The following is a 12,840-nucleotide window of genomic DNA, read 5'->3' as shown; positions in this document are numbered from 1 at the left end:
TTAGAGTTGACTGTCAACAGACGACAGCGCTACTGTGGTGGGCATCACTACTGCACGGCACTGACCAGAGGATCAACGATGTTCCATTCCCGACTTGGGTGCTCATCCATCAGCTTCCGCCACCAGGAGCTGCCCACGGCCCTGCGCACCATCGGGGAACTGGGCTTCGAGGAAATCGACCTGGGTGCGCTTCCGGGGGTCTGTGACCACGTCCCCTACGAACTCACCGCCACAGTCGTCAGCACGGTCTCCGCCGAAGTTATGGCGTCGGGCCTCCGGGTGCGCTCCGTGAATGGGGACATCGGCGACCTGAATGCGCTGCTCGACGCCGATGGCACGGCAGCACGGCAACGTCACCTTGACGCCCTGCTTGCCCTCGCCGCCGCCACGGGTGCCAACGCACTCGTCCTCCCATGCGGCGCCCTGGACCACAACCCGGTCCGGAGCGTGGAGGAGGACCTGGACCTCATCGCCGCCCAGCTGATCGGCGCCCGTGAGCGGGCAGCGGAGTTCGGCGTCGAACTCTGGACCGAATCCCTGCACTTCCTGCGGTTCTGCTGGAACCTTGAACGCGCAGGACTGCTCGCGGACCGCCTTGCCGGTTCCGGCGTCGGAATTGTTATGGACTTCAGCCATATCGTGGCGGCCGGCGAGCAACCGCTCGATTACCTGGACCGGCACCGGGGCCGCATCACGCACGTCCACCTTCGCGATGCCGTGCCAGGGAATATCAACCTCAGCATCGGCAATGGCAGCGCGGATTTCTCCGGCGGACTTAAGCAGCTCGCTGCCCAGGGCTACACCGGGCACTTCTCGCTCGAGCTGGAAACCCGGGATGTCACGCACCATGAGCGCCCGGCAGCGGCAGCCAAAGCCGCAAGCTTCATCACCGACCTGATTTGACCATCGATTCCAACCCACCACACTGAACAAAAACCCAAGGAGCAACCATGACCACCATTCAGCGCACCGCCGTCCTCACCGGGGCCACCTCGGACCGGGGCATCGGCCTCACCACCGCCCGCCGCTACGCCAGCCAGGGCTGGGCAGTAGTCATCCTGGACCTCGACGGCGAGAAGTCCGCCAAGGTGGCTGCCGAGGTCGGCAACGAGTTCAACGTCCCCGCTTTCGGCCACGAAATCGACGTCGCGAATGAAGCTTCCGTCACGGCCGCCCAGGTCGCAGTCGCCGCCGAGGTGGCCGCGGGCAACCTGCCTCCCGTCGGTGCCCTGGCCAACATCGCCGGCATCACCTCGCCGGTGCCGTTCCTCGAGACCACCCTTGAGCTGTGGCACAAGGTGATGGACGTCAACGCCACGGGCACCTACCTGGTGACCAAGGCCTTCCTGCCGGACATGATCGAGAACGGCTGGGGCCGGATCGTGAACATGTCCTCGGTGTCCGCCCAGCGCGGCGGCGGCGTCTTCGGCAAGGTCCCCTACTCCGCAGCCAAGGCCGCCATCCTCGGCTTCACCAAGGCCCTCGCCCGGGAACTCGGCGCCACCGGCGTCACCGTCAACGCCATCACGCCCGGCGCTGTTGACACCAACATCCGCGTGGGCAGCACCGAGGAGCAGGAAGCCGCCATCAACGCTGGCATCCCGCTGGGCCGCAACGCCACCACCGAGGAAGTGGCAGCCGTGATCACCTTCCTGTCCTCCGAGGACTCGGCCTACCTTACGGGCACCACGGTGGACATCAACGGCGGAAGCCACATGCACTAACGGTCCCCCTGAAAACCGCGGATGCCAGAGAGCCCACCATGACAAAGATCTTCAATGACCCTTCAGATTTCGCCGAGGAAGCCCTGGCCGGCTTCTGTGACATCCACTCGGACCTGGTTCGCCAGGTCGCGGGCGGCGCCGTCCGGCGCCACCGGCCTGCGCAGCCCAAGGTGGCCGTACTGGCCGGTGGCGGCTCGGGGCACTACCCGGCCTTCGCCGGCCTGATCGGCCAGGGATTTGCTGACGGCGCCGTGGTGGGCAACATCTTCACCTCGCCCTCCGCGCAGCAGGCGTACGCCGTGGCCAAAGCCGCGGAGTCCGGTGCCGGCGTCGTTTTCACCTACGGCAACTACGCCGGCGACGTGATGAACTTCGGCATGGCCTCCGAACGGCTGGCCGCCGAAGGCATCGCCGTGGAGAACGTCCTGGTCACGGACGACATCGCCAGCGCACCGCCGTCGGAAGCAGACAAGCGCCGCGGCATCGCCGGCGACTTCACCGTCTTCAAGATCATGGGCGCCGCCGCCGAAGCGGGCGCGGACCTGGCCGAGGTGGTGCGTCTGGGCCGCAAAGCCAACGACCGGACAAGGACCATTGGCAGCGCCTTCTCCGGCTGCACCTTTCCGGGTGCGTCCGCCCCGCTGTTCTCGCTCCCGGACGGGCAGATGGGGCTGGGGCTCGGGATCCACGGCGAGCCGGGCCTCTTCGACACCGATCTCCCGTCCGCGAAGGACCTCGGCCAGGAGCTGGTGACCCGGTTGCTGGCGGAGACGCCGGAGGGCACGGGGACGCGCATTGCCGCGATCCTCAACGGGCTGGGTTCCACCAAACATGAAGAGCTCTTCGTCCTGTGGGGAACGGTGGCGCCGCTGCTTCGCGCAGCCGGCTACACCCTGGTGATGCCTGAGGTGGGCGAACTGGTCACCAGCCTGGACATGGCCGGCGTCTCGCTCACGGTCACCTGGCTGGACGAGGAGCTGGAGCCGCTCTGGGTTGCTCCTGCAGAGACCCCCGCCTACCGCCGCGGAAACGCGTCCCGGGAGGCAGGTGTGTTGGCTGTTGAAGGAACGCCCGACGGCGGCGCAGACGTTGCCGCGTTCGTTGCCACTGCAGGCTCCCGGGACTATGCAGGCGCCTGCGTTGCGGCACTGGAAGCAGCCAGGTCCTCGATCCACGAAGCTGAGGAGCAACTTGGCAGGCTGGACGCGATCGCAGGTGACGGCGACCACGGCCGGGGGATGGTCCGTGGCATTGATGCCGCGGCCGCTGCAGGGTCCATCGCCCTGGGGCAAGGAGGCGGCGCCGGTGACGTGCTCATTGCAGCCGGCGACGCTTGGGCCGACAAGGCAGGCGGGACCTCCGGTGTCCTTTGGGGCGCCGCGCTGCGGGCCTTCGGCGAATGCGTGGGGAATTCAGCGGCCCCGGACGCAGTGGAACTGGCCGCAGCGGTAACCGCGTTCGCGGACCGGATCGTCCAGCTGGGCAAAGCGGAAACCGGCGACAAAACCATGGTGGATGCCCTGCTGCCTTTTGCAGCCGAATTCAGCCGCCTGGCTGCGGAGGGCCAGCCGTCCGGCAAGGCGTGGGAGGAGGCGGCCGTGCTCGCCACCTCAGCGGCAGCGGCCACCGCAGGCCTGCTGCCGTTGAAGGGACGGGCCCGCCCGCTGGCCGAGAAGAGCCTCGGAACGCCGGACCCCGGCGCCACGTCCCTGGCTATGGCGTTCACCGTTATGGGCCCCCACTTCACGGCCGCTCCCGCCCGGGAACCGGCCGGTGCGCAAGCATAAACCCGCGCAAGCATAATCCCGCGCAGTCATGAGACCGGCGCAAGCATAAACCGGAGCGCAAGCATTAGCGCGCGCACGAGCATAAAACGGAAGGACAAGCCATGGGACTGCGGCTGATTGTGGGCGCGGACGAAGCGGGAGTGGACTACAAGGACAAGGTCCTTGAGGACCTCCGGCAGGATCCGCGTGTCAGCGAAGTTATCGACATCGGCGTCAACCGGGCGGATGCCCGGGACGACTTCACCCGGCCCTACCCGTATGTGGGGATCGCCGCCGGGGAAATGATCCGGGACGGCGCCGCCGACCGTGCCATTCTCTTTTGCGGCACCGGAATCGGGGTGGCCATCGCAGCCAACAAAGTCGAAGGAATCAGGGCCACCGCCGCCCACGACTCGTTCTCCGTGGAGCGTTCCATCCTTTCCAACGACTGCCAGGTCCTCACCATGGGCCAGCGCGTGGTGGGCATCGAACTTGCCCGCCGCCTGGCCAGGGAGTGGATCGGCTACACCTTCGACACGGCGTCCGCTTCAGCGGGCAAGGTCAAGGTCCTGACGGACTTCGAAGCCTGCTGACCGGCCTCACCGGTGGAGCAAGGACATGGTGGGGACGCTGTGGTCACAATGGGAAATGGCCGGCACAGGACCGTGAAGCCGTACCGCTATCATGACTGGCGCCGGCTCATTGGAACGCCGGTCGAGGTCCGAAAGAACTTCGAGATTGTCCGCACCGGCGTGGTGGACGACGCCATGGAAGACTCCTCTGCCGTGTGGATCGCGGCAGACGCCGGCGGTGGCAGGACGCTGTTTGCCGCCGCGGAGGGCTTTGAACTGTGGATCAGGCCGCAGGAGTTGGGCGGAAAGCTGTGCTTCAAGATGGCGGCCGCCCAACTCCCCTCGCCCCGCCGCTGATGGGGAGCTGCCAAGACAGGGAGCCTTGAGGACCGGGCCGCGTCGGGGGTAGGTTTCCGACGGCGCGATTCCTACACTGGGGTGATGATCACAGTCACCGGAAGTGTGGAAACAAAACTGCCCGCCAGCCAGGCCTTCGCCTACATGCGGGAGTTCGAGAACACCAGCGAGTGGGATCCCAGCACCCCGGTGATGAATAAACTGACGCCGGGCCCGGTGGCTGTAGGGCACCGGTACCATGCCGAGTCCGAATTCCGGGGAAAGCGGCAGTCCCTCGAGTATGAGGTCATCGAACTGACGGAGAACCACATCAAGCTCCGCGGCGAAAATAAGACCGTCACCGCTTTCGACTCCATCGACGTCAGTCCTGCCGGCGATGGCTCGGTGGTCACATACACCGCCGAGTTCAGCATCAAGGGTCCCGCGAAGATAATCCTGCCGCTCCTGAAACCGGCGTTTATGTCGTTGCGCGACCCGGCACTGAACGGAATCAGGGACACCCTCAACTCGCGCGCCCGGGCCTGAAACGCTTAGCAGGGGCCCGGGGGATCCTTCCGCGCATTGGTGAGCGGAGAATCACTGTAGGGGGCCATCGCCAACAGTTCACGAGGGCGTCCTGCAGCATCCGAACGCTCGTTGACCGCCTGGGACAGGATGTCGCGCTCTTTCGAGGGAAGGCTGATGAGTCCCGCGCTGTAGCCCTTGATGTCCTGTTGCGTGGCGCTGCCGCCCAGCGCGGCGTAGTCGAGCCACAGCTGGGCCAGGTCAAGATCGTGCTCCTGGATCACACCCCCGGTCAGTGCCTGTTGGTCCTTTTCGTCCATCGCTCCGTCCGCTCTTATGGGAGTTCTTCTCCCTGCGGTTCGGCGCCATCGCCGCGGCGGATGGGTTGGGGATTCAAGAAAGTTCTGCGAGGCGGCTGCAGGCCTCCCACAAACGCCGGCGGGCTTCAGGATCCGAGCCCATCCCGGGCGTGGGCAGCTCCTTCCGGCTTGCCCACAGTTTCCCTGACACCCCGGCGGTTTCGGGTGAGCCGGCAAGCCAGATTACGGTGTCGGCAGCCTTTTCGGCCGGGGCGCCGATAGTGTTGGTGATCCAGCGGAACGGGCCGCCGACGTCCGCCAGCAACGCGGTGTTTTTGACCAGACCGGGATGCACGGCGTTTGCCACCACCCCCGTTCCCCGAAGCCGTTCGGCAAACTCCTGGGTGAGGAGGACGCGGGCCAGCATGGTGGGCGGCGGTGGAGCGAAGGTAGCTGTACTTACCCTTCGCCGTCTGGAGGTCGTCGAAATCCAGGCTGGTTTTGCCGTATCTCGAAGCCACATTCACGATGCGGGCATCACCACCACTGCCAGCGGCCGCCCCGCGCTTCAGTGCGTCCATCAGCAGGTTGGTCAGCAGGAAATAGGCCATCACGTTTGTAGCGAAAGTCAGCTCGAGCCCGTCCGGAGTCACGTGGCGTTCCTTCCGGAACACGCCCGCAGCGTTGACCAGTACGTCCAGCCGTTCGTGCCGGGACAGGAAGTCTGTCGCCGCCGAGCGGATGGAGGACTGGACCGACAGGTCACATGCCAGCGGCTCGAGCGTGGCGCCGGGCACCTGGGCGCGGATGCCCTCCATTGCTTCCTCGGCGCGGGCGATGGAACGTCCGACGACGACAATTGCGGCCCCTTCGCGGGCGAGCCCTGCGGCCACCGCCTTTGCCAGCCCGCCGGTCGCACCGGTCACGAGCGCCAGACGTCCATCGATTGAACCCACAGCCGCCTCCTCAGCGCTGAAACGCCTTCAGGTTACGCCTCATCAGGGTTTCCATCACTACAACTTTGGGAAAGGCTCGCTTCAGCGGCGCTGCGGTAGGTAGACTGGTCTACCTACCATTACGAAGAGGAGCCCAATGTCTGCGGCTGACGTATCCCTGCCAACGAAAAAGCGCGCCCGGGAGCTCCTGCTTGAGGCCGCCGCAAGGCTCTTTTATGCCCGGGGCGTCGGCGCCACGGGCATCGACGCGATTACGGCCGAGGCTGGAGTGGCCAAAAAGAGCCTGTACAACAACTTCGCTTCCAAGTCGGACCTGGTGGCCGCTTACCTTGAAGCCCGGCATGAGGAATGGCTCGGCCTGTATCAGGCGCGGGTGGACGGCGCTGCCGGACCCAGGGAAGGGGTGCTGGCCGTTTTTGATGCCTATGTTGATCACGCGCGGTTCGCCTATGAGCATGGATTCCGGGGCTGCGGGCTACTCAACGCGGCGGCAGAACTGCCCGCCGGCAGCCCGGGGCGGTTAGCGGTCCGGCGCCACAAGGAAGAAGTTGAAGCGCTCCTGGCCGGGCACCTGGGGGAGCTGCTCCAAGGGCAGGACGAACGCCGCGCCCGGCTTGGCGCCCATTTGGCCTTCGTCCTGGAGGGCGCCATGGTCCGGGCGGGACTCGAAGGCGGGGATGCCCGCCTTCTGGAGGGCCGAACAATTGCCGCGCAGATGCTGGCCGGGCTGTGACGGCTTCCACCCGGCGCGTCTCCGGGCGGTTCCGGCGGCTCCAGCGAAAAGACCGGAGGTCCGGGACCGGCCATCTGACCGGGCCGGGCTGGGGTGCTGTTTTTGTGCTGGCGGCATCGGTCCTGTGGGGTACCACCGGAACGGCTGCCACGCTGGCGCCGGCAGTCAGCCCGCTTGCCATCGGTGCTGTGGCGATGGGAGTGGGCGGCCTGCTGCAGGCCCTGTACGCGGCAGGGCCCATCCGCAGGCAATGGCGGCGGCTTTTGGAGCAATGGCCGCTGGTGTCATTGGGGGCATTGGCCGTCGCGGTTTATCCCTTGGCCTTTTACACCTCGATGCACCTTGCCGGGGTCGCCGTGGGAACAGTGGTTTCCATTGGCTCAGCCCCTGTGGCCGCAGCGGTCATTGAGCGCTGCGCCGACCGGAAGCCGCTCACCCGCCGCTGGCTGGCAGGGGCGCTGCTCGGCGTCGGCGGCGCCGTGCTGCTGTCCGTTGCCGGGCAACGGCCCGATGCCGGTGATGCCGGCAGTCCCGCTATCGATGGCGCCGGCAGCGCCGCCGGGCTGGGCCTGACCCTGGGGTCATGGGCTGCGCCAGCGGGGATACTGCTGGGGCTGGTTGCGGGCACCACGTATGCCCTCTACTCCTGGGCTGCCCACCGCCTGATTGGGAGCGGTGTGTCCTCCCGCGCCACCATGGGGGCAGTTTTCGGGGCGGGCGGAGTGCTGCTGATGCCCGTTCTCTTCCTTACCGGCCGGCCGCTCGCCGAATCCTGGACAAATTTCGGCGTCGGGGCCTACATGGCCCTCGTCCCAATGTTTGCCGGATACGTCTTGTTCGGGTGGGGCCTGGCCCGGATCCGCGCGAGCACCGCCACCGGCCTTTCCCTGGTGGAAACAGTGGTGGCGGCGGTGCTGGCGGTCCTGGTGGTGGGGGAGCGCCTTCCGGCAGCGGGCTGGATCGGAGCGGCAGCCGTCCTGGCCGGGCTGGTTTTCCTGCTTCCACGTGCTTCAGGGCAGGGGGAGCCGGCAGGTGGCGAAGGACTACCCCGTCTGTCCTTGCCCGCCACGTCGATTGAGCGTGCGCTTGCCCAGCACGAGGCAGGTGCCGAGGGCCATCAGCAGGAACCCGGTAATGCCGGCCCCGATGATGTGGCTGCTGACGCCGGTAATGAAGACTACGAGGCCCAGCAGGCCCGCGGCTGAACCGTAGTAGACACCGGACCTGAACCGGCGTGTTGGGTGACCGGACAGCAGTTCCATCGCCAGGTGCGGATCGTCGGCGATCAGCCCGAGCTCCAGCTCCTTGAGGAGCCTCCGCTCCTCTTCGGACATTGGCATTGGACGCCCTTGAAATCTTGATTCGGGACTCTCGATATCGACCGTAGGAGCCTTGCCCTGTCCAGTCAAGGGCGGGGCCGGCAGGCCAGGTGGCGGTCCTTCCGTAAACGTCGCAGCGGAGGGAACTTCGGCAGTGCTGTCCTCCACCTTTAGGCCGGCCGACGGCGGGACGGGACTACCGTCGTCGTAATTCTGCGAACTCGAGGGAGGGAACGATGGCGCCCGCGTCCCGCTCCACAAAGTTCGTGCCCGGCGGCACCACGTCGTCAATCGCATCCAGCACCGACTCACCGAGCTGGACGTCCGCCGCCTTCAGGTAGGCTGCCAGGTGCTCCTCGCTGCGCGGCCCGATGATCACACTGCTGATGGCCGGGTGCGTGAGGGCGAAGCCGATGGCGAGGTCCACCAGCGGGAGCTCCAGCTTGTCGGCCAGCCGGGCCAGGGCGTCCGCCGCGTGCAGCTTCCGCTCGCTGGCCGGACCGGAGATGTCGTAGCGGCCGGGCAGTGAATGGACCCGGGTGGGCGTCTTTCCTGAATCCAGGATGAAATCGCCTGACAGCCAGCCGCCGGCCAGCGGACCATAAGCCAGCACACCGAGCCCGTATTGCTGGGCGATGGGGAATACGTCGCGTTCGTTGGCGCGTACCAGCATGGAGTATGGCACCTGGTTCCCGAGGGGCGGAATCAGGTGGTTGGTGGTGGCGACCCATTGGGCCTCCACCAGCTGCGCGGGCGTGAACACCGACGTGCCGTAGTAGAGGATCTTTCCCTGCTTGATCAGGTCGTTGAGGGTGGTAATCGTCTCCAGGACATCGGTGTTGTAGTCCGGCCGGTGCGCCTGGTACAGGTCGATCCGGTCAGTCTGCAGGCGGCGGAGGCTGCCTTCCACGGCCTGGGTGATCCAGCGCCCGGGAGTTGCCGGAATGGGCAGGATTGGGACTCATCTGGCCATGGAACTTGGTGGCCAGGAAGACGTCGTCCCGGCGGCCGCGCAGTGCACGCCCAACAACCTGCTCCGACTCGCCCTGCGAGTAGACGTCGGCAGTGTCGATGGAGGTGATGCCGGCGTCCAGCGCGGAGTGGATGATCCGGATGCTCTCCTCGGCTCCGGTGGGGGCGCCGGGCGGCCCGCCGGTTCCCTCGCCGAAGTTCATGGTGCCCAAGGTCAGCGGGCTGATCGGCGTGCCTGACCGCCCGAACAACCGCAGTTCGCTGAGGCTCATCTTTTCCGGTCTCCTCACAATTTTTCCGGCACAATGCTTCTGGCACATGCCCTTGATCGTCACGAGGCTACACAGATCGGCGGTGCACCGGCAGAATTGCGCCTTAGTGCTTCTCTTTTCGACTTTTGGAGTAATGCGCAGGGCTGGTGTGACGTTTTATGGAGCGCCGGAGGGGTGCCATGTCGCATATATTGAGGCATGGACACTCCCAGCAGCGACGAACAGTTCGTCAAGCTGCACGACATGATTATCGGCAGCGCCAACGTGAGCGGATTCCTTGGCGAACTCTCCATCCTCGCTGCCTCCACGCTGGGGGAGACAGCCCTTTCCCACGTCGAGTGCGGCGTTACCCTGCGGCAGCGCAAGCGCAATGCCACCGTGGCCGGAAGCAGCCCGCGCGCAACCCGGCTGGACAGGCTCGAGCAGGATCTGGGGCAGGGACCCTGCCTCACAGCCCTGGAGATAATGAAGCCCGTGCTCCTCGCTGACGTGGCAAGAGACTCCCGCTGGCCGGAATACCAGAAGCTTCTGAAGGAAAACGGCTGCGGCAGCGTGCTGGGCGTTCCTCTCGCCCTCGACAATAACCACGCAGCCGCACTCAACTTCTTCGCTTCCGAACCGGGGGTCTTCACCGACGCCGTGGTCCAGCGGGCCGAGAGTTTTGCCGAGCTGGCGGGACGGGCAGTGCGGCTCGCGCTGAGGATCGCTGATGCCCAGAACCTGGCGGAGGACCTCAGCGCCGCCCTGGAACACCGGACTGTCATCAATTTGGCGTGCGGTGTGGTGATGGCCCAAAACAGGTGTACACAGGATGAAGCGATGGCTGTCCTGACCAGGGCTTCCAGCCACCGGAACCGGAAACTGCGCGATCTGGCCGGGGACATCCTGAGCCAGGTCAGCTCGGGCGCTGTCACCACCCATTTCGAGCCCTGAATTGCGACTCAAACCGGCCTGGGTTTCACCTGTGCGCCGGCCTGCAATAATCTGAACCAACGGTTGTGCGCGGGGTGCAAACGCCCGGCGCAACAGGCAGCACTGTAAGTTCGGGCCACATCACACCAGACGAGGCGGACACGAATGACGGCTTCAGACCAGCAGCACTTCCCACCACCGGCGGCGCCCACGGATCCGCCGGCCTTTCCACCCGCTGCCCGTGAACCCGCTGCCCGTGAACCCGCTACCCGTGAACCCGCTCCTGCCGGGGAGCCCGTGGATCCGCACCTCCTCCAGCAGTTGGCGGATGCGCATGGGGTGGGAACCTCCTTCCAGGGCTGGGATGGGCTGCCGCACGCTGTTGCCGAGGACACCTTGATCAAGGTCCTCGCCTCCCTCGGGGTGCAGGCGCACACCAACCAGCTCATCGAAGAGGCCCTGGCGGAAGCGGAACTGGCGCCCTGGCGGCGCATGCTGCCACCCGCCGTCGTGATCCAGCAGGGTGAACCGGCGCAGGTTCCGGTGCACGTGCGTGATGGCGCCACAGCCCGATTAAGCATCACGCTTGAAGGCGGTGCCGGGTCCAGGGACGCGGCCCAGCAGGACTTTTGGATGCAGCCACGTGATGTCGACGGCGTTGCGACCGGACGTGCCACCTTCGCCCTCCCGCAGGACTTGCCGCTGGGATGGCACACCCTGCACGCCGAATCCGAAGGTGCCACCGCGTCCGCCACCCTGGTGGTGGTGCCCGCCCGGCTGTCCACCGCAGCGCCACTGGAGGAGCGCCGGGGCTGGGGACTGGCCACCCAGCTCTATTCCGTACGCTCCAAGCGGTCCTGGGGCATCGGCGACTTCTCTGATTTGGCTGACCTGGCGGCCCTCAGCGGCACCCGCGGGGCGGACTACGTCCTGGTTAACCCGCTGCATGCTGCGGAGCCGGTTCCGCCCGTGCAGCCGTCACCGTATTCGCCGTCCACCCGGCGGTTCTTCAACCCGCTGTACATCCGCATCGAGGCGATCCCTGAAGTGGCGTACCTCAAGCCGCGTAAACGAGCCGTGGTGGAGAAGCTCCACGACGAGGTGGCAGGGCTGAACAGGGAGGCCAACCGGCTGGACCGCGACGCCGTCTACGCGGCCAAGCTGCAGGCACTTGAGCTGCTCTACCATGCCCGCCGCCCGCTGGCCCGGCAGGCTGCCTTCGACGAGTTCTGCCGCATCTCCGGCCAGGGACTGGACGACTTTGCCCTGTGGTCCGCCATCCGGGAGGACCTGCCGGCCGGGGACCCGTTCTGGTCCGATCCCGACTGCGCACTCGGCAGTCCCCAGACTGAGGCGCTCCGGGAAAGGCTCGCGGACCGGATCGGGTTCCACCGCTGGCTGCAGTGGATCTGTGACGAACAGCTCGAAAGCGCCCAGCAGGCCGCGCTCCGGTCCGGCATGCGGCTTGGCGTGGTGCACGACCTCGCCGTGGGCGTGGACCACAGCAGCGCCGACGCCTGGACACTCCACAACGTGTTGGCATCGGGCACCAGCGTGGGTGCCCCGCCGGACATGTACAACCAGCAGGGCCAGGACTGGGGCCAACCCCCTTGGCATCCCGCCCGGCTGGCGGAGGCGGGCTACATCCCTTTCCGGAACATGCTGGCCACCGTGCTGCGCCATGCCGGCGGCGTCCGGGTGGACCACATCCTGGGTCTCTTCCGGCTGTGGTGGATTCCGGCGGGCAATGCTCCGGGCGATGGTGCGTACGTGAAATACGACCACGAGGCACTGATTGGCATCCTCGCCCTCGAAGCGCAGCGTGCCGGAGCCGTGGTGATCGGGGAGGACCTGGGCACCTTCGAGCCGTGGGTCCGGGACTACCTTGCCGCCCGCGGCATCCTGGGCACCTCCATCCTCTGGTTTGAGTACGACGGCGATTCGCCCCTCGCGCCGGAACGCTACCGCACGCAGGCACTCGCCAGCGTCAACACCCACGACCTTCCGCCCACCGCCGGCTACCTCGCCGGGGACCACGTGGCCCTGCGCAGCGGGCTGGGCCTGCTGGAGCGCTCGGAAGCGGAGGAGCGGGCCGAGCACAACGCCTCGCTGGAGAAGATGTTTGCCCTCCTGCGGGAACGCGGGTACCTGCCCGAAGACGCGTCCGGCGGAGCGGCCGGCAATGAAGAGAGGACCATCGAGGCGCTGCACCTGCTGCTGGCCCAGGCGCCGTCGGTGCTCCTTGGTGTTGCCCTGGTGGACGCTGTGGGCGAGCGGCGGGTCCAGAACCAGCCCGGAACCACCGAGGCCCTCTACCCGAACTGGCAGGTTCCGCTGGCCGGTCCGGACGGCCGGTCCGTCCTCCTGGATGATCTTCCCGCAAACCCGCGGTTCAACTCGCTGCTGGCTGCGGTGGAGAGAGCCCTGCACGGCTAAGGCAGGCGGGCCGGGCCA

Annotated in this window: 12 protein-coding genes and 2 pseudogenes; 10 read left to right on the top strand and 4 right to left on the bottom strand. The window is 66.7% G+C overall.

Annotated features, from left to right (window positions below; genetic code table 11):
* The first annotated feature begins 78 nt into the window (after positions 1-78).
* The 6 genes from QF047_RS18690 to QF047_RS18665 all read left to right on the top strand — a co-directional run bounded on the left by QF047_RS18690 (position 79) and on the right by QF047_RS18665 (position 4,944).
* Complete coding sequence (locus tag QF047_RS18690; RefSeq protein ID WP_307280128.1) at positions 79-903, top strand: sugar phosphate isomerase/epimerase; 825 nt, start codon at positions 79-81, stop codon at positions 901-903.
* Between the two features lie 47 nt (positions 904-950).
* Positions 951-1,724 carry an SDR family NAD(P)-dependent oxidoreductase gene (locus tag QF047_RS18685; RefSeq protein WP_306637710.1) on the top strand — a complete coding sequence of 258 codons (774 nt, stop codon included), beginning with the start codon at positions 951-953 and terminating at the stop codon, positions 1,722-1,724.
* Between the two features lie 38 nt (positions 1,725-1,762).
* On the top strand, positions 1,763-3,511 hold the full coding sequence (locus QF047_RS18680) for a dihydroxyacetone kinase family protein (RefSeq protein ID WP_307280124.1): 1,749 nt from the start codon (positions 1,763-1,765) through the stop codon (positions 3,509-3,511).
* Between the two features lie 101 nt (positions 3,512-3,612).
* Positions 3,613-4,083 carry an RpiB/LacA/LacB family sugar-phosphate isomerase gene (locus tag QF047_RS18675; protein WP_307280121.1) on the top strand — a complete coding sequence of 157 codons (471 nt, stop codon included), beginning with the start codon at positions 3,613-3,615 and terminating at the stop codon, positions 4,081-4,083.
* 48 nt (positions 4,084-4,131) lie between these two features.
* Positions 4,132-4,419 carry a hypothetical protein gene (locus QF047_RS18670; protein ID WP_307282060.1) on the top strand — a complete coding sequence of 96 codons (288 nt, stop codon included), beginning with the start codon at positions 4,132-4,134 and terminating at the stop codon, positions 4,417-4,419.
* 84 nt (positions 4,420-4,503) lie between these two features.
* Positions 4,504-4,944, top strand: coding sequence for an SRPBCC family protein (locus QF047_RS18665; RefSeq protein WP_307280118.1), 441 nt, complete (start codon positions 4,504-4,506; stop codon positions 4,942-4,944).
* 5 nt (positions 4,945-4,949) lie between these two features.
* Here the strand turns inward: QF047_RS18665 and QF047_RS18660 are convergent, their stop codons facing one another.
* Positions 4,950-5,243 carry a hypothetical protein gene (locus QF047_RS18660; protein WP_306637714.1) on the bottom strand — a complete coding sequence of 98 codons (294 nt, stop codon included), beginning with the start codon at positions 5,241-5,243 and terminating at the stop codon, positions 4,950-4,952.
* A 125-nt stretch (positions 5,244-5,368) separates the two neighbouring features.
* A complete protein-coding gene (locus tag QF047_RS18655; RefSeq protein ID WP_307280111.1) occupies positions 5,369-6,178 on the bottom strand; it encodes an SDR family NAD(P)-dependent oxidoreductase in 810 nt (269 codons plus the stop codon).
* A gap of 136 nt (positions 6,179-6,314) precedes the next feature.
* Here QF047_RS18655 and QF047_RS18650 point away from each other — a divergent pair, with 136 nt between their 5' ends.
* Positions 6,315-6,911 (top strand): TetR/AcrR family transcriptional regulator, encoded by a 597-nt coding sequence (locus QF047_RS18650; protein ID WP_307280109.1) that lies wholly within the window; start codon positions 6,315-6,317, stop codon positions 6,909-6,911.
* Between the two features lie 74 nt (positions 6,912-6,985).
* On the top strand, positions 6,986-8,116 hold the full coding sequence (locus QF047_RS18645; RefSeq protein WP_307282057.1) for a DMT family transporter: 1,131 nt from the start codon (positions 6,986-6,988) through the stop codon (positions 8,114-8,116).
* Here the strand turns inward: QF047_RS18645 and QF047_RS18640 are convergent.
* Together QF047_RS18640 and QF047_RS18635 are read right to left on the bottom strand one after the other, a co-directional pair.
* Positions 8,072-8,245: pseudogene (locus QF047_RS18640) on the bottom strand (DUF3040 domain-containing protein); the annotation flags it as partial. The gene QF047_RS18645 and the pseudogene QF047_RS18640 overlap by 45 nt on opposite strands.
* 181 nt (positions 8,246-8,426) lie before the next feature.
* Positions 8,427-9,474 (bottom strand): annotated as a pseudogene (locus QF047_RS18635) (aldo/keto reductase).
* A 198-nt stretch (positions 9,475-9,672) separates the two neighbouring features.
* On the opposite strand from QF047_RS18635, the gene QF047_RS18630 reads away from it, so the two are divergent.
* Positions 9,673-10,407 carry a GAF and ANTAR domain-containing protein gene (locus QF047_RS18630; protein WP_306637718.1) on the top strand — a complete coding sequence of 245 codons (735 nt, stop codon included), beginning with the start codon at positions 9,673-9,675 and terminating at the stop codon, positions 10,405-10,407.
* Between the two features lie 144 nt (positions 10,408-10,551).
* Positions 10,552-12,822, top strand: coding sequence for a 4-alpha-glucanotransferase (gene malQ, locus QF047_RS18625; protein WP_307280105.1), 2,271 nt, complete (start codon positions 10,552-10,554; stop codon positions 12,820-12,822).
* Positions 12,823-12,840: the final 18 nt, after the last annotated feature.

Origin of the sequence: Arthrobacter sp. W4I7 (assembly GCF_030816215.1) — a bacterium.
GTDB classification, from domain to species: domain Bacteria; phylum Actinomycetota; class Actinomycetes; order Actinomycetales; family Micrococcaceae; genus Arthrobacter; species Arthrobacter siccitolerans_A.
Note: the sequence above shows the minus strand (reverse complement) of the source record. Positions and strands in the feature narration are given on the sequence as shown.